Origin of the sequence: Desulfoscipio geothermicus DSM 3669, from assembly GCF_900115975.1 — a bacterium.
In the GTDB taxonomy this organism is placed as follows: domain Bacteria; phylum Bacillota; class Desulfotomaculia; order Desulfotomaculales; family Desulfallaceae; genus Desulfoscipio; species Desulfoscipio geothermicus.
Map to the genome: position 1 here is coordinate 1 of NZ_FOYM01000043.1, position 16,585 is coordinate 16,585.

The 16,585-nt window shown below is 43.2% G+C and carries 15 protein-coding genes and 2 pseudogenes; 16 read left to right on the forward strand and 1 reads right to left on the reverse strand.

Going from position 1 to position 16,585, the window contains the following annotated elements; all coding sequences use genetic code 11:
- Positions 1-345: 345 nt before the first annotated feature.
- The 3 genes from BM299_RS17505 (at position 346) to BM299_RS19560 (ending at position 2,986) form a co-directional block, all read left to right on the forward strand.
- Positions 346-1,455 carry a DUF362 domain-containing protein gene (locus BM299_RS17505; RefSeq protein ID WP_092487500.1) on the forward strand — a complete coding sequence of 370 codons (1,110 nt, stop codon included), beginning with the start codon at positions 346-348 and terminating at the stop codon, positions 1,453-1,455.
- A 294-nt stretch (positions 1,456-1,749) separates the two neighbouring features.
- Entirely contained in the window at positions 1,750-2,814 is a 1,065-nt protein-coding gene (locus BM299_RS17510) for a S1 RNA-binding domain-containing protein (protein WP_092487504.1), read from the forward strand.
- Positions 2,815-2,824: 10 nt separating this feature from the next.
- Positions 2,825-2,986: a hypothetical protein gene (locus tag BM299_RS19560; RefSeq protein ID WP_165608417.1), complete on the forward strand. Its 162-nt coding sequence runs from the start codon at positions 2,825-2,827 to the stop codon at positions 2,984-2,986.
- Here BM299_RS19560 and BM299_RS17515 read toward each other — a convergent pair whose 3' ends face one another.
- A complete protein-coding gene (locus BM299_RS17515) occupies positions 2,987-4,405 on the reverse strand; it encodes a sodium:solute symporter family protein (protein WP_092487507.1) in 1,419 nt (472 codons plus the stop codon).
- Positions 4,406-5,256: 851 nt separating this feature from the next.
- Here BM299_RS17515 and BM299_RS20520 point away from each other — a divergent pair.
- The 13 genes and pseudogenes from BM299_RS20520 to BM299_RS17580 form a co-directional block, all read left to right on the forward strand.
- Positions 5,257-5,352, forward strand: a pseudogene (locus BM299_RS20520) (S-layer homology domain-containing protein); the annotation flags it as partial.
- A gap of 73 nt (positions 5,353-5,425) precedes the next feature.
- A pseudogene (locus tag BM299_RS20525) lies at positions 5,426-5,542 on the forward strand (hypothetical protein); the annotation flags it as partial.
- Positions 5,543-5,850: 308 nt separating this feature from the next.
- On the forward strand, positions 5,851-6,534 hold the full coding sequence (locus BM299_RS17530) for a response regulator transcription factor (protein ID WP_092487513.1): 684 nt from the start codon (positions 5,851-5,853) through the stop codon (positions 6,532-6,534).
- Positions 6,531-7,979, forward strand: a complete 1,449-nt coding sequence (locus tag BM299_RS17535; RefSeq protein WP_092487516.1) for a sensor histidine kinase — start codon at positions 6,531-6,533, stop codon at positions 7,977-7,979. The genes BM299_RS17530 and BM299_RS17535 overlap by 4 nt, the downstream gene beginning before the upstream one ends.
- Before the next feature lie 87 nt (positions 7,980-8,066).
- A complete protein-coding gene (locus tag BM299_RS17540; protein WP_092487519.1) occupies positions 8,067-8,471 on the forward strand; it encodes a PepSY-associated TM helix domain-containing protein in 405 nt (134 codons plus the stop codon).
- Between the two features lie 363 nt (positions 8,472-8,834).
- Positions 8,835-9,449 (forward strand): hypothetical protein, encoded by a 615-nt coding sequence (locus tag BM299_RS17545; RefSeq protein ID WP_092487522.1) that lies wholly within the window; start codon positions 8,835-8,837, stop codon positions 9,447-9,449.
- Position 9,450: 1 nt separating this feature from the next.
- The gene (locus BM299_RS17550) at positions 9,451-10,140 is read left to right on the forward strand and encodes an ABC transporter ATP-binding protein (RefSeq protein ID WP_092487525.1); all 690 of its coding nucleotides are present in this window, start codon (positions 9,451-9,453) and stop codon (positions 10,138-10,140) included.
- Positions 10,127-11,314 (forward strand): efflux RND transporter periplasmic adaptor subunit, encoded by a 1,188-nt coding sequence (locus BM299_RS17555; protein WP_092487528.1) that lies wholly within the window; start codon positions 10,127-10,129, stop codon positions 11,312-11,314. The genes BM299_RS17550 and BM299_RS17555 overlap by 14 nt, the downstream gene beginning before the upstream one ends.
- Positions 11,315-11,318: 4 nt before the next feature.
- Positions 11,319-12,506 (forward strand): ABC transporter permease, encoded by a 1,188-nt coding sequence (locus tag BM299_RS17560; protein ID WP_092487531.1) that lies wholly within the window; start codon positions 11,319-11,321, stop codon positions 12,504-12,506.
- 14 nt (positions 12,507-12,520) lie between these two features.
- Positions 12,521-13,744 (forward strand): TolC family protein, encoded by a 1,224-nt coding sequence (locus BM299_RS17565; RefSeq protein WP_245779844.1) that lies wholly within the window; start codon positions 12,521-12,523, stop codon positions 13,742-13,744.
- Positions 13,745-13,773: 29 nt separating this feature from the next.
- The gene (locus tag BM299_RS17570) at positions 13,774-14,130 is read left to right on the forward strand and encodes a PepSY domain-containing protein (RefSeq protein WP_245779845.1); all 357 of its coding nucleotides are present in this window, start codon (positions 13,774-13,776) and stop codon (positions 14,128-14,130) included.
- Between the two features lie 295 nt (positions 14,131-14,425).
- Positions 14,426-15,364, forward strand: a complete 939-nt coding sequence (locus BM299_RS17575; protein WP_092487537.1) for an AEC family transporter — start codon at positions 14,426-14,428, stop codon at positions 15,362-15,364.
- A gap of 282 nt (positions 15,365-15,646) precedes the next feature.
- The gene (locus tag BM299_RS17580) at positions 15,647-16,198 is read left to right on the forward strand and encodes a Fis family transcriptional regulator (protein WP_092487540.1); all 552 of its coding nucleotides are present in this window, start codon (positions 15,647-15,649) and stop codon (positions 16,196-16,198) included.
- The last annotated feature ends 387 nt before the right edge of the window (positions 16,199-16,585 follow it).

Genomic DNA, 16,585 nt, shown 5'->3' on the forward strand with positions numbered 1-16,585 from the left:
CTCGAATATCTGTTGCAAAGTGTCCTTGAATAGATTCTTGAGCATCTCATGTACGTCTTCTACACTGCGGCAATCCTTGGCTAATTCCTTGATTGTTTTGTCTTGCATGGCTTGCATAAATGGTCAACTCCTTTAATGGTAGTATTAACCATTTACACGTGATTTAATATATTCTCCAAGGCTGTTGCTGGCGTCAGCTCAGTCGATGTGGGGGGTGTTCAGAAGCTTGTAAATTTGTCAAAAGAATTTGCCACGGCGAGGATGGTATACACATCTTTGTCATGGGAGATATAGTTACTGACTTGTAAAATATGCCCAAAACTTATTTTTGAAAGGATGAGGTTCATGTCAAGTAAAGTTTATTTCATCAATTTGCGATCTAGAACATATCAGGAAAATAAGATTAGTAAGATTAGAAAATTATTTGATCACGCTGGTTTAAACGATCTTATTCAAAAAGATGATCTTACAGCTATTAAACTTCATTTTGGTGAACGCGGTAGCGATGGTTTTATAAACCCTGTATTTGTGCGGCAAGTGGTGGACAAAGTCAAAAGCAACGGCGCCAAGCCATTCCTTACGGATACGAATACACTGTACTCAGGAAGCCGCCATAATGCAGTGGATCATTTGATAACAGCGATGGAACATGGTTTTGATTATACTGTTACCGGTGCACCACTGATTATTGCAGACGGATTACGTAGTGAAAATTTTATGGAAATTGAGATCAATAAAAAACATTTTAGCAAGGTAAAACTGGCCAGAGATATAGTTAGCGCTGATAGTATTATTGTGTTATCGCATTTTAAAGGTCATGAAATGGCTGGTTTTGGTGGCGCGATAAAGAATCTTGGCATGGGTGGGGCACCGGCAGCCGGAAAAAAAGAACAGCATGCCCCCAAGATGGTCGTTAATCAGGACAAATGTATTGGTTGTGCGCAGTGTTGCACTGTTTGTCCGGAAAAGGCCAGCACTCTTACCAATGATAATAAGGCGGAAATCTCACCAGATAGTTGCATCGGTTGTGGTGAGTGTTTAACCACGTGCCCTGAAAAGGCTATTGAAATGGATTGGGAAACCGAAATTCCAGCACTTCTTGAAAGAATGACTGAATACGCGTATGGGGTGGCAAAGACTCATGAGCAACATATCGGCTATATCAATTTTCTTCTAAATATTACCCCTGATTGTGATTGCGCGTCATGGAGCGATGCTCCCATTGTTCCCGATATAGGTTTTCTGGCGTCAACAGATCCGGTGGCTATTGACCAGGCCAGTTATGACCTTGTGAATAAACAGATTGGTTTATCCGCGTCTTTGCTTTCGTCTGACTGCGGGGCTGGCGTTGACAAGTTTCATTGTTTGAGATCACACATAGACGGAACGGTCCAATTATCCTACGGAGAAGAAATCGGATTAGGCAGTCGCGACTATGAACTAATTGTCCTATAGTGTAGAGAAAGCAGAATTTTTTCCAATCTCTCCAAAAAGAGATTGGAAAAACCTTTGTGATGAAAGAGGTTTTGAACATAAATAATAAATATTTTAAAAGCGATTTTTTTAGGAGCCGTTAGGCTCCTGTTTTGCTAAAGGGCAGCGATAGATGAATAGATTTTTTTACTGCACAGTATAAAGAAAGTGCGTCACAGTTTCAAAAAATTGTTTTACTCGCTATCTATTTGGACCGCGATTCTCGGTCCACTTTTTATTTTTATAGTAAAAAAATCAAAAGGAGGTTTTTTTATAATGCAAAATGAGCTTTCCATTACAATGAAAACGGAGGAAACAAAGCAGGCTACGCTTCTTGTTAATGAAACCGGGGAAGAAGGAAACAGAGATGCCATAACATCGCTTCAACCTGAAGAAACAGGAACCGAAAGCGCTGAAAAAACTCCAAATAAAACTGAGAAGAATTACACCCACGAGGCAGACGACCAAGCCTGGCGGCTCATCTACGCCGCGCTGCGCAACAATAACCCCCTGACGGATTACCCCGCCATGTCGGTAGAGGAAATTGCGGACCAGAAGTGTCTTGTCATCTACATCCCCGACCCGCTCACCGGTGTCAAGGGCATCCTGCCTGAAAGGTACGCGGGACTGCGGGAGCGGGAAAAGCTTGAATCGTTGATGAACTACCCATTCCTGCGTGTCCTGCCCGTCAGCGTGGACCGGGACAACAACATCGTCGTCCTGCGCCGCGACCGGGCGGAGGCAATCCACGCCGCCCGAGCCTGGAGGGATATCAACGAGGGCGACATCGTAGAGGGTGTCGTTACCGGCGTCGATTGCTCCGATAGCGGCCTGGCCAACAGGATATACCTTGACGTTGAGGCGATCCGCGCCATCCTGCCCATTGGCGAAGTTTCACACAACTACACTGAGGACGTGGACTACCGGCGCGGCGATATTATCAGGGTAAAGGTCCTAAAAAGAAACGAATTTGAAAAAGACGACGGTGTAAGCAGGGTTTTGCTGGTCAGCGTCCGCGCGCTGACCCCCGACCCCTGGGAACTGGAACACTGCATTCCCGTGGCCAAGATGCCCTATTTCGGTACGGTGGTCAATATTGTTCAGACCGGCATGTTCGTCCGGCTGGCCTCTGGCATCGAAGTAAAAACCCCGCATCTAAGCTTGAACTACCGTGGCAATGTCCGGGTTGGCGACAGGATCAGGGTTTACCCCGTCATCGTCAACCGGGACGAGCATCGCGTCTACGGCATGCTTACCGAATCCGAGATAAAAAGAACCATCCGCAACTACGAACTCAGGCGCCGCCGCAAAGAGCGCAGAAGCTCCGGCCTCTCCGGGTAGGTGGTGTCACGTGATCAAAAAATGGGAGGACGCCTATGCGCTGCGCTCCCACGGTACCGTGTTCCGCCAGCGGTTCGACGGCATCGAGCCTGTAGGGGAATACATGATCATGGGGTTGTGTGTGCAAATTAGTTTTTCGGTTTATGTTATTGAGCACAATTTTCTTGCTTAATTAATCGTGATAAATATTATTATGGCTCCTTATTGCAGTATGGGAGTTGACCCGGGTTCCAAGCAGCACCCCGGTCAGCATACATAGCAGTACCACCGGCAAGCCGACAAATAGAGGGTGCAGCTTGACAGGGGAAAAATACGCCCACAGCAATGTTATAAGCGGTGCTAGAATAACCGCCCGGTGTACCCCCGCCGGGTGAATACGCCCGGGTAAAAATACTGCACCCAGTAACGGCAAAAATACCGTGGCCCCCCTAAGTGCATTGGACAGGTAAGTCCAGTCAAGAATCAAAGAGTTCAGGGAGAAAAACACCAGAGCCAGAGCCAGAACCCCCACCCCCAGAATGATGCCCCTGCTTACACGCAATATCTCCAAATCCGTAGCCCCGGAGCGGCAAAACCCGTAAATGTCACGGGTCAGCACCGTACTTACCCCCAGGGCCAACGCACCACCCGTAAGGATTAAGGATATCAAAAGCGTAGCATTGGCCATACCCCCCAGCCATGGGTTCAGGTGCATGTAGAAAAAAACCGGCAAGGCAAAGGCTGGATTTATATCGGGGTGTGCCACCCGCATAAAAAGACCTATAGCTACACCGGCCAGACCGTAAAGGGGTATGAACACTGCAGCCCCCAGTGCCCCCATCCTGGCTGACCGAACTTCCCGGCCGGCAAATATGGGTTGCAGAAAAGTTTGGGTGGATGTAAATCCCACAATTGTGGAAAACACGCCACCCAGGTCCAGGGCGAGTCCCCGGGGAAAAAGAGAAAAAGTGGGTATTGTCGGGAGCAATTCCCTGGCACCGTGAAGCCCACCAAGATGAAGATAGCTTAAAATTCCTCCGGTGAACAGAGTAATTGAAAGTAAAAACAACTTGATTAGGCCCACCATACTGGTGCCCCAAACGCCGCCGCCGATAATATATAGTATTATCAAGAATACAGTTAAAGTTGCCGCCAGGAACGGGGAAATGGGAACCATGCCTATAATAACAGGTACAGCGGCCATAACCTGTACCGCTATTTGAATAAACATTCCTATTGCGGTAAACAGGGCAACCCAAGTGCGGATTTGTTTCCCGTATTCATCTACTAGGTATTCCGTTACGGTGCTTACTTTCTTTTCCCGCATGGGGCGGGCCAGAAAGAGAGCAAGCACTAAACAGGAAATACCGGCCCCCAGCGTAAACCAGATGGCACCTATCCCGTATTTGTAGGCCATCTGGGCTGTCCCGATGGTGACCGTGCCTCCGGCAAAGGAACCTACAATCGCACCGGTAACTCCAAAGGGCAACAGGCTTCTACCACCCACGATAAAATCATCCGAGGTTTTAACTTTTGAAAAGGAAAGCAAGCCCACCATGGTAACTACTGCCAGGGTCAGGGCTATACTGATATAGTGGGCGGTTGTCAGCAAATTATCTCCTTCTTTCTGAAAAAACAGCTCAGTTTTAAATTTTAAATAGGTGTCACCCGTTGGTTTAATGATAAGACTATGCTTTACATCAGTCCAATGGAGATTTAGTTATATTATAAATGAATTGTTCATGCAGGTATATATGACGATATTGCATCTTGAAATATTAAAGACTGGTCGTGGAAACAAGGAGTTTCGCAAAAATAGGAGAAAATTTAGGTTAACTCAGTTGCAGGCGAAAACATTCATGAATTAAGATCCACAGAGTAGCAAAAAATGTCTAGACCTTTCCAAAAGTTATCCATGCTATGATAATAAATAAAGCGGGCTAATGTTAACCGACTTTTTTATGATGGATTTTACCCCGTAACAAAAACTGGTTCCAATAACCTTTGAGAACAGAGTAATGTGCCTTGATTATTAGCACTGGAAAATAGCGGTCATTGTTAATCAAAGAATTTCTTATTTACTACGCTTAAGCGAACTCCTTGGTTTTTATATTAACGAGGGAGGGTGTCCCGATACGTTTCAGTAGCTAAACTATTTACACCCATATTTTTAAGCGAAAAGCATGCTAATGTCACCCATTGGGTGATTTACTATTTTCTGTCAATATGATATTTTTTAGTATAAGAAGATCACAAGAGAGTTATTTGCATAATTTTGAGATTAGGAGGTTGCGTTGCGCCGGGATAACGCCCCTCGGTTCACTTTTACAATAAAATCACTGAAGGGTGGGAGGACCTGGGAGGTTTAGTATCTGGGACCACTATTCGGGTTGATGTCAACCACTTAACCAAATTTTCCGTATTATCGGTGAAAAGCAAGGTGCCGGTAGACATGCGGAACCATTGGGCCGAAGCCGTGGTTATAGACCTATTGGAGAGATTTCCGGTTACCCGGACGGCACCTTCGGGCCGGATAGGGACATCACCCGGGCTGAGGCGGCCTCCATCCTGGTGAGGGCCCTTAAACCGGCCCCCGCGGCGGAAAGCGAGCTGGCGGGCGGCGTTCAAGGATACCGCCGGGATCCCGGAATGGGCGCAGGAGGCTGTTGCAGCGGCGCTCAAGGAAGGTCTCGTCAAGGGCTTGCCCCATCCCGAAGGCGGCCTCATCTTTGCGCCAACTGCCCCTTAACCAGGGTTTGGCCCATTCCTTATAATGCATATAATCGGAGCTTCTAACGACAGGTGGGATTACCCCTCCGGTAAAAACCATTTTTTTTGTATCCAGTTGCTGTCGAACGCGGGGGTCAGTCATGCCGTTGTAGGAATTATTGGTGATACACTACTGATATTCAACAAAATTTCAGTTTCCATTCAGCTCGGTTTCAGTTATGACATTGATAATATAAACATGATGAATTTAAGGAAAGGGGACACACCTCCTTCGGAGGAATGTCCCCGACTTGTGAATGTCACCAAAATAAAGGTGGTAGGTCAGGAATGCAACAATTAAAGGGAATCAAAATATTATTGGTAGATGATGAACCTAATATACTACAATTTTTAGAGATTGGTTTGCAAAATGAAGGATTTGACGTGCAAACCGCCCAGGACGGTATGACAGCCATTACCCTGATGAAGCAATTCCAGCCGCATGTCGTTATACTCGATGTGATGATGCCCGGAATGGACGGTTTTGAAGTATGCCGACTGCTCAAAAAAATGGATAATGTGGCGGTGATCATGTTGACGGCCAGGGATGAAGTGGATGACCGTGTAAAAGGCCTGAACTTGGGTGCCGATGATTACATGGTAAAACCGTTTAGTTTTGAGGAACTGCTGGCCAGGATCTATGCCAGAATCCGAAATCAATTTCCAAATTTATTTGGGGAAGTGGTGATCGGGCCGTTTCATATTGATGACCGCCGCAGGGAAATCAGGCTTGAAAACCGGGTTTTGGGGCTGTCTCCGACAGAGTATGAACTTCTTAAATTTTTAGTACTCAATCACGGGTTGGTTTTAAGTAAAACGATGATTTTGGACAAAGTATGGGGATATGATTTTGCTGGAGATGATAATATTGTCGAGGTGTATATTCGTTCATTGCGAGAAAAATTAAACGACAAAGACCATCAATTAATACGAACTTTACGCGGATCAGGATACCGGGTTGATCTGCCATGAACCAAAAGGCAATTGTTCGGTTGAAGTCTTTTTTGGCCCCCAACTCACTCCGGATTCAACTATTATCCCGGTCACTGCTGATCCTTGCCGTTTTGCTTGTGCTTATCGGTCTGTTGCAATATGTTTTTATGCAGGAGGTTATTTACAGAAATAAAGCTGCCAGCATGCAGAGCCAGATCATGTCGATTCCTCCCGATGCTTGGCGGTATTTCGGCGTAAGCCTGGAATATGGCCATATACGCCCGCCGCGCTTTTTTATTCCTGAGACAAACTTGGCATTTATTGATATGCAGGGAAACTATTCCGTATTGTTAAATGGGCCGGACGGCATAAATCCCCCGAAATTAGCTGCGCAAGAGTATTTCGATGTATTGAAGAAAAAGCCGGGACTGAACTATAAAGTGATTAATGTTGGGGGAGCGGAACAATTAGTGGTATTACAACCTGTTTTTGACCGCGGGCAGGTGCTTGGTATCGTTCAAGCAGGTACTTTGACAAGCCCGCTCAAAGAGCTGCTTATCCGTCAACTGCTCATTTTTTTGGTTCTTTCCCTCATTGCCATGTTGTTTGGATTGCTTGGCTTTTTGCCCATACTGAAAAGGACATTGGTTCCCTTATCCAACATGGTGGATACCGCGGAACAAATTGATGCCGGAAATTTGGCCAAGCGTTTTCCAACCCGGCAGGGGCAGACGGAAATCGATCGTTTGGCTGAATCCTTTAACGGAATGCTGGAGCGGCTGGAAGCCTCCTTTACAGCGGAGAGAGAAACCAAGGAACAGATGCGTCGTTTTATAGCGGACGCCTCCCATGAAATTCGTACGCCGTTAACCGCCATTCACGGATTTTTGGAGGTACTGCTCCGCGGCGCGGCCAATCAACCGGATCAACTGCATAAAGCGTTAACAAGCATGCATGGCGAATCGGAGCGTCTCAATAAATTGGTGCATGATCTTCTTCTCCTGGCCAAACTCGACCGCGCACCTAACGTTGAGCTTACGGAAGGCTTGCTGGATACCGTTATCCGGGATATGGAGCCGCAACTGCGAATTTTGGCCGGCAAAAGAAGGCTTGACTTATCGATCGAACCAAACGTGAAATGCAAATATGATGCGGATAAAATGAAACAGGTGATTTTGAATTTGTTTCATAATGCGGTCCAGCATACGGACACTGAAAAGGGTCATATTCAGATTTCATTATTTAAACATAACAACGGCGTGCAATTGTCCGTTCAAGATAACGGACCGGGGATCAGCGCTGATCATCTCTCCCGCGTCTTTGATCGTTTTTACCGCATTGATACCTCCCGGACGCGCAAGTATGGCGGAGCCGGTTTAGGTTTATCCATCGCCAAATCCATTATAGACGCTCATGGAGGAACCATTAGCGTTGAAAGTCAAGAGGGAGAAGGATGTGCTTTTCATGTATGGCTTCCAGAATAAACCTTCTTTAAAGTGATGACGACTTGGATGATGAAGATGACGAGTCTATATGAACAACTAAGGAATTTAAAGGAGAGGGAATACTGAATGAAAAAAATTCGCCAGCTTCATTTGTGGATTGGTTTGTTTACCTCTTTGTTAATACTGGTAGAGGCTGTTACGGGACTGTTACTGGCTGAGCCTTTGCTTATGGGTGTTAACAAGCCGTCACCGGAACAGCGGGTGGAGTTTGAAAAATTAGCAAAGGGTGAGGTTGTCGGAAGTGTTGATTTTGAAAAAGAAACTGCGGAGGCAGATGGACATTTTGAACCTCCCAATCAAGGAAATAGTTTAATGGGATTTGTTAAAAATCTTCACACTGGAAGAATAGGTAATACAAACGTATCATTTTTACTTGATATAGTGGCCATAGGTTTAATTATTCTGACTATAACCGGGATCATCTTGTCAATTAAAGCATTAAAAGCGCAGAATAGTAAACACGGGAGGTAAACCCAAAGCCTCTCGGCTTGACCGGGGACAGGCAAAAAAGGGGACAGGCACCTTTTTTCAAAAAACGAAAAAGGAGCCAGTCCCCTTTTTGCCGGTCTCCTTTGTGTTTTTATCTTGTATACGCGCCAGAGCCAGCCGGGCACAACCGGCTGCTGCGTTTTTCAGCTTACATTCAGCTATTGCTCAATCAATGTTCAGGTACCGTTAAGGGACAATTCAGCTAAACAGGTTATTATTGTTGTAAGAGTAAAAGGCCCGTACATTACGGTGGGCTGCTCATAGCGATAATTGAAAGGGGGTATTGCTCTAATCATTTTAGCCAAAAGGGTAGAGGATAATACATATTTTCAATGAGGTGATATGATGAAGTTTAGTAAATTCATGTTAGTGTTAATACTTACATTCATTTCAATCGTAGCTGTTGGCTGCGGCGGTACCGCAGAGACTCCGCAAAAAAATAATAGTACTGCTGTTGAGGGTGAAGAAATAACTGTTCCGGAAGAAAGGCCGGCCTTAATCGGCAAGGTCAAAGAGATTGTCGGCAATGAAGTAACCGTATATAAAGCCCAAGTTGCTCAAAATGAAGGAACACCAAAAGAAGAACCTGCAAACCAAGCCCAAAACCAAGATAATAGAGGTGGAAGACCGGAATTCGCGGGCTTTGAAATGAAATTTACCGAGGAGACAGAAACCATTCTTATACCGGTAGGAGTTCCCATCGTAACAATGCAAAGGGGTGCTAACGTTAAACAGGTTGAGCTCACCAAAATAACAAAGGATACCATTTTACGAATATGGAAAAAAGACGGTACAGTTTCATTTATCCAGGTATTAGGTGGTAATAGATCATACAATACCGGACAAGGTGAAGAAAACAAAGGACAGGGAACCGGAGGCGGCATGCCGCCGGATATGGGCGGTGGTCCCCCACCGGATATGGGCGGTGGTCCTCCGCCAAATATGGGTGGTAACAATTAACATGGAACATGGTGCAAAAATTGTTATAGACACCCGTCAACTTGTTAAGATCTACCAAAATGGCTCTGAAGAACTTAAGGTCCTGGATGACGTAAATATCAAAGTATCTAACAGTGATTTTATAGCCATTCTAGGACCTTCCGGCTCAGGAAAATCTACTTTAATGAATATATTAGGTTGTCTTGATATACCCACTTCCGGTCAGTATTACTTAGATGGTTTAGATGTCCTTAAAGCTTCCGATAATGAATTGGCGGAGATTCGTAACAAAAAAATTGGTTTCATCTTTCAAAAGTTTAATTTATTACCCAAATTAACTGCTGTTCAAAACGTTATGCTTCCTTTACTCTATCGCGGAGTAAAGGAGGAGGAAGCTTGGGAGACAGCCAGGGAGAAATTATCAATTTTAGGGTTGGAGGCAAGACTTCATCACCGTCCCAATGAGCTCTCAGGCGGGCAGCAGCAAAGGGTGGCCATAGCAAGGGCTATTGTTGGTACTCCCCAATTATTATTGGCAGATGAGCCTACCGGAAACCTGGACAGTAAATCAAGTGGTGATGCAATGGAGATTTTTAAAGAGCTTAACAGGCAAGGAAATACCATTGTCATCATTACCCATGACATTGAAGTGGCTGAACAAGTGCGAAAAATATTTTATATACGGGATGGTAAGATCCATGAAAATGGTTAAGGGCTGGGGATTAAATATATTAACTCAGCTAAAAAACAAAAAAGCTCTGTTTATTTTATTGATACCGGCAATTGTATTGGCAGGTGGAACAGGGTTTTGGCTGCAAACGCAAAGTGCGGCAAAAAGTTCTGCAGTTCAATACGAACAGGCCCGAGTGCAAAAAGGTGATATTATTGTCGGCTTGGACTCCGATGGAAGTATAGAATTTTCTAAAGTTATCTTAAGATTTGGTGTTAAAGGCACAATTGCAGATGTATTGGTGAACGAAGGTGATGAGGTAAAAAAAGGTCAAATAATTGCCAAGTTAGATGACAGGGATTATCAGGACCAGTACCAACTGGCTTTGGCAAAACTGCAAGAAGCCAGGGAAGATAATGTAACAAGCCTTTTAGATAGTGAACTAAAGCTTCAGAACGCTGCAGCTGAATTAGAAAGCCTGAGAGACGAGTATCAAGAAATGGAAGCAATTCCCGATGCTTATTCAGCCAGTGAGTTAAAACTGAAAAAATTGGAACTGGATAATAAAGAGAAAGAATACCAAAACCTGCAACAGAAGTATGAACTGCAAAAGGCCCAAGGGTTAGATCAGAATGAACTGGAAGTGAAAATGGCGAAAGAAGATTTAGAAGATACCATTTTATATGCACCCGTTTCCGGCGTTGTTTTAGACCTGGCAAATAAAGCCGGGGAAAGTCTTACTGATGAGGATGACTTCGCCACAATACATGAAAACAATAAAATTAATGCTGTAACAGAAGTCATTGAATATGATATTAGTCAAATCAAGGTGGGACAAAAAGTATATGTGATGGTAGAAGCGATACCGGACACAAAATTCACGGGCGAGGTGAGCAAGATTAATGCTTTGCCTTCGGAAGATTCCAGCGGCCTGGTCAATTATACAGTAGAAATCAATATTAAAGACCCCGGAGCTGAATTGAAGGATGGCATGACTTGTGCGGTTTCCTTTGTCATTAAAGAAGCCAAGGACTGTTTAATTATTCCTTATCAGGCCGTTAAAATGGTGAACGGTAAACAAGTTGTAACCGTGGTTGATGAAGAGGGCCGGAGTGTTGAAAGGCAAATAAAAACCGGGTTTACGGACGGCGCCAGTGTAGAAGTTTTGGAAGGTCTTAAGGTAAATGAGACGGTCATTTACCAAAAAAGCAGGTGATATCTTGAAGCTGAAACAGCTGCTTAAACTGATATTAATAAATATTACCCAGAATAAAATGCGAACCTTTCTAACTACGCTGGGAGTCATCGTGGGTACAGCCACAATATTTTTGGTCGTAGCCATTGGTAAAGGTGGAGAAGCACAAATAAACGAGCAATATTCCAAACTTAATGTGGGAACCATTATTGTTATGGCCGCTCCAAGGGGGAGGGTAGTTGATCCCTTAACGAAAAAAGATGCCCAATTGTTTTTGGCAAGTGAAAACATTACCCGGGCTTTTCCTGTTTTACGTGGTAACGGAGATATTAACTATGACAATTATTCAACCAGCGGAAATTATATGGCGATTCAACCGGAGTTCCAGGTAAGTAATAACCTAATTGTTGAGCAAGGCAGAGAGCTTGAGGAAGAAGACGAAAATAAAAAAAATAAGTGTGCAGTCATCGGCGCAGAACTGGCAAACACACTTACAGACGGCAACCCTTCTGAAATAGTTGGTCATAGTATTAGTATAAATAGTCGGAAGTTTGAGGTTGTAGGTATTTATAAGGCAGTGGGAGATTCCGGTTCGGGCATGAGTTATGATGACTCCGTCTTTATTCCCTATTCGGTGGGAGAAAGGTTTTTATTAGGTACCAGGGCTAATCCTACCATTAATGTGCAGGCAACAAGCATAGATACAGTTCAGTTAGCTATTGAGGATATTACTGCTATCTTAAATGAAACCCACCGTGCGGGAGGAGCGGAGCAGTTTCGTATCCTGGACGCAGGGAGCAGGTTGGTGGCGGCACAGGAGTCGGCCAGATCCATGTCCATGCTTTTGTTGGCCGTGGCGATAGTAGTGTTGATAGTCAGCGGGATAGGAATCATGAACGTTATGTTTGTGACGGTAAAAGAAAGAACCAGGGAAATCGGCACTCTGAAAGCTATTGGGGCCAAAAAACGGGAAATACTGGGCCAGTTTTTGATCGAGGCTGTTGTTATCAGTTTAGTTGGAGGAGTGTTGGGAGTAATTGTAGGCTTTGTTGCTGTTCCCCTGTTAAAGTATTTTGAGCTTCCCGCTCTTCCTTCCATAAGCGGCATTCTACTGGGGCTGGTATTTTCTGTAATCACAGGTGTGTTTTTCGGGTTTTATCCAGCCTGGAAGGCTGCTGAATTTAACCCGATAGACGCTTTAAGATATGAGTAAAAAGGTGGTGCATGGTGAAAGGGAAAATCATCTTATTGTTAACTGTGCTTATTGTGCTGGGCGGCTTTTCTAAAGTATATGCCGCAGAAAATGTTAAAGAGGATGTTATTACTTTGGAACAGGCAGTGGAACTGGCTGAAGAAAACAGCAGAAACCTGACAAAATATGAAATCAGCAAGCAGAAAGCAAAATATCAACTTTATGAAAAAGAAGACCAATACGATGAGACAGGCTATGAATCTGTTGCTCTCTTAAATAGATATAACAATTTAAGTGAAGAGTACTCTACTCTTCAAGAGCAATTAAACGAAGGGGATACCTCGGTTGTCTCCAGAATGAATGAAATTGAAGAAGAAATGGATATGATATGGGAGGATATCGACACACAATCTGAAGCATTAGAATCTTTGTCAGATGATGTAAGGGATGCTGAAAATAATTATGACGACGCGGTTGTGGCAGAAGAAAACTATCAAAAGCAATTAGAATTTATAGTAGAAGAGCTTTATACAACAATATTGATCGAGGAAGAATACTTACTAACTTTAAATAAAGAATATGAATTAAAGCTTAATTTACTCAACAAAGAAAAAGCAAAACTGCAGTTGGGCAGAAGCACTCAGCTTAATGTGGATCAACTGTCTATGGATGTCACGGAATTAAACAAAGAGATTATCGAGTTAAACAGTTTAATCCGGAATTTAAAAGGTGAGTTAAATGACATGATGGGGAGAGAATACAACGACGAATTGAGTTTGGCCCCGTTTGAAATCCAGGAGAACGTTGAAATACCTGAATATGATGCATTATTGTCAAAAGCCGTCCGGGAATATGACACAATAGCGGTGATCAAACGGGATATTGAGAATAAAGAGGACGACCTGGATTCCGTCGATGATGACGGCTACCAGGAAGAATTGCTGGAACTGGAAATTAAAGAAGAAGAACTCGAGTTGGAAAATGAGAAGTATAAATTAAAGGAAGCAATAAATAACTTAATAACTGAAGTCAAATCAAAGCAAGAAGAGTACCAATCAGCATTAATTAATTATAAAAATGCACAAAAAAAATATGATTGGGATAAAAAAAGATTTGAATTAGGCCAGATATCCAAATTGGATCTTATACAAAGTGAACTGGATTGTTTAAGTGCAAAAGATAAAAATGTCTCTGCCGGATATAGTTTCTATTTAGCTTACCGGTCTCTAAAGCTGGCGGAAGCTGGAATTATTGATTAAAGGTTAAATTTGGAGCAAGAGTACCAATTTTGGGGCTCTTGCTCATAGTTTTGCTCGGGATAACACTATATACTGAAATGAAAAAAATTCGCCAGTTTCATTTGTGGATTGGTTTGTTCACCTCTTTGTTAATACTGGTAGAGGCTGTTACGGGACTGTTACTGGCTGAGCCTTTGCTTATGGGTGTTAACAAGCCGTCACCGGAACAGCGGGTGGAGTTTGAAAAATTAGCAAAGGGTGAGGTTGTCGGAAGTGTTGATTTTGAAAAAGAAACTGCGGAGGCAGATGGACATTTTAAACCTCCCAATCAAGGAAATAGTTTAATGGGATTTGTTAAAAATCTTCACACTGGAAGAATAGGTAATAAACGTATCATTTTTACTTGATATAGTGGCCATAGGTTTAATTATTCTGACTATAACCGGGATTATCTTGTCAATTAAAGCATTAAAAGCGCAGAATAGTAAACACGGGAGGTAAACCCAAAGCCTCTCGGCAATCGTTGATAAACCCTCCATTCAGCTTATTGTTGATGAAGCCATTGCCTTGGGTATCGAAAATATCCTGATCATAGGCCTTGGTCATGCGGTGTTATGCGCCAGAAAATACGGTATAATAATATTATGTCTTAATTCTAAATAACTAACCAGTGTCTAACTAGCAAGGAAAAGGTGTAAAAAAGTGACCGGACAGGTAGTCGTTGTTGTTGACCAGATTATAATATTTGCCATAATAATGACGATAGGATTTATTGCGGCAAAAACCAACGTTATTACAAAAGATGCACTAAATCCTCTATCTAAAATTATAGTTAAAATCATTATTCCCGCATTGATATTTAGTATAGTTGGAAACGGAGTTACAGCAAAGGAGTTCTTGATTAGCGGTAGATTCGCCCTAGGGGTATTAGTTTGTTTTTTCCTTCTTATCCTTGGCGGGATGGTTATGAGTAAGCTGTGCAAGCTTGAAAGTAAGACTGCAAATGTCTTTGTGGCTCTTTCAACCTTTGGTAATATGGGTTTTATGGGTATACCGCTTATACTGGAAATATTTAAGGAGCCGGTTGCACAAGTTTGTATCTCTGTCTACACAATAGTAGACATGGCACTGTTGTGGACATTTGGGGTTTACTTATGCAGCAGACATCAGAACAATTCAAAACCGTTGAGTGCTGTCAGAAATATGATAAATTCTACTACAGTTGCATTATTTATTGCTTTTATCATAATGATTTTTAAGATTCCTGTGCCGGATATGCTTATAAATATAATCTCAGGAATAGGAGGTACGAGCAAGTATTTAACGTTGATGTATTTAGGTAGTTCTCTGGCTTATGTTTCGGTGTGTAAAACAATAAAAAAGCCAAGTATTTTTATTTTGACAATAGTTAAAATGCTGATTATGCCAGTTATTATATATTTTATATTAGGCTTTTTCTTGCCACAGATTCCAAGAACAATTTTAACAATAATTGTTGGACTTCCGTCTATGACTACAGTTGCTATGATAGCCACCTCCTATCAATCGGATGATGAGTATGCAACCGAAATAATTTTTGTTACTACATTAGCCAGTATAATTACCATTCCTATTGTAAGCGTTATAACAAGTATGATGTAACGCATTCGCGATAACTGTAAGAGTTATGGGGATTCAATTTTTTTATTATTGAGTTGCCGATAATACAAATTCAACGGCATTCATGCAAGGTTTTTTTTGTGTATGAATGCTGTTTTGTTTATAGGCTGTTTTGTTCTGGATAAAATGCTCATCTACTAGATATTGAGGAAATATTAAGGTGAAATTAAGGGAGTACTCAGGAAGCCTTCAGGCTATTTTCAGCTTTTTAATCTAAGATAATTACAGAGATTAAATTACTAAAAAAATTGAGAGGTGTTTAGAGTGTTAAAATTAGGAAAAAAGATTACTGGTCTTGCCGTTGGTGGAATGCTCTTAGCCGGGTCTATTGCCGGGGTTGCGTTTGCAGATTCAAACACACAAAGTATACCGGATCAGTCTAAAAATCAATTCTATCAGGAGTTTATAAGTGACTTTGCTACAAACTTAGGTGTTAGTGAGGATCGAGTGACAGCAGCCCTTGAAGCCACGAAAAAGCAAATGGTTCAAGAAGCCGTACAGCAAGGCAAGATAACGCAAGCCCAGGCAGATGAGATTCTCGTACAGAAAGGGTTTGGGTTTGGGTTTGAATTTGGTATGGGCGGCCCCCGCCATGATAGGGGCGACATTACACAAGACACAAATTTCCTTAACGACGCTGCCAGTGCCCTTGGCATGACTGTTGACGCGCTGAAGTCTGAACTACAATCAGGCAAAAAGCTGGATCAGATTATAGCTGACCATGGCATGACTATGGAACAATTCCGCCAAAAGATGCCTCGACCCCAACAGCCCCCCATGAATAAAGATGTAGCTACCAGTAATACTTCAAATTGAATCTTTAGCATGAAGATGAGCTTTGAAAACAAGAGTACCATTGGGTACTCTTGTCTTGTGTGTTCGCCCGGCATGTCTGCCGAGCCGATGGGTTGAAAGAAACCCTGTCACCTAACCAGCGGGAAGACAACCCGTAGGCAAGGGCGTCACTGGCAACGGTGGGGTCTGAAGGAAGCTGAAGGGGGAACTTGGAACATAGCGCAAGCGAACCGGCGTTGGCCTATCAGGTGGGTAACCTTGCACAAAGTGGGAAAGCCCGAAAGCTGGATAACCTGGGAGGTTAGGACGGATGCGTTCAAGTTCAGGTAAGCAGACTTAACCGGGGAAGCCCGGCACCATCCTGCCACTAAAAGCAGGTAAACTCAAACAAGCGGAGACGCAAGGGAG

Excerpts from the sequence above, each read along its gene's own strand:
- BM299_RS17505 (WP_092487500.1), top strand. The coding sequence starts at position 346 with ATGTCAAGTAAAGTTTATTTCATCAATTTGCGATCTAGAACATATCAG.
- BM299_RS17510 (WP_092487504.1), top strand. The coding sequence starts at position 1,750 with ATGCAAAATGAGCTTTCCATTACAATGAAAACGGAGGAAACAAAGCAG.
- BM299_RS17530 (WP_092487513.1), top strand. The coding sequence starts at position 5,851 with ATGCAACAATTAAAGGGAATCAAAATATTATTGGTAGATGATGAACCT.
- BM299_RS17535 (WP_092487516.1), top strand. The coding sequence starts at position 6,531 with ATGAACCAAAAGGCAATTGTTCGGTTGAAGTCTTTTTTGGCCCCCAAC.
- BM299_RS17540 (WP_092487519.1), top strand. The coding sequence starts at position 8,067 with ATGAAAAAAATTCGCCAGCTTCATTTGTGGATTGGTTTGTTTACCTCT.
- BM299_RS17545 (WP_092487522.1), top strand. The coding sequence starts at position 8,835 with ATGAAGTTTAGTAAATTCATGTTAGTGTTAATACTTACATTCATTTCA.
- BM299_RS17550 (WP_092487525.1), top strand. The coding sequence starts at position 9,451 with ATGGAACATGGTGCAAAAATTGTTATAGACACCCGTCAACTTGTTAAG.
- BM299_RS17555 (WP_092487528.1), top strand. The coding sequence starts at position 10,127 with ATGAAAATGGTTAAGGGCTGGGGATTAAATATATTAACTCAGCTAAAA.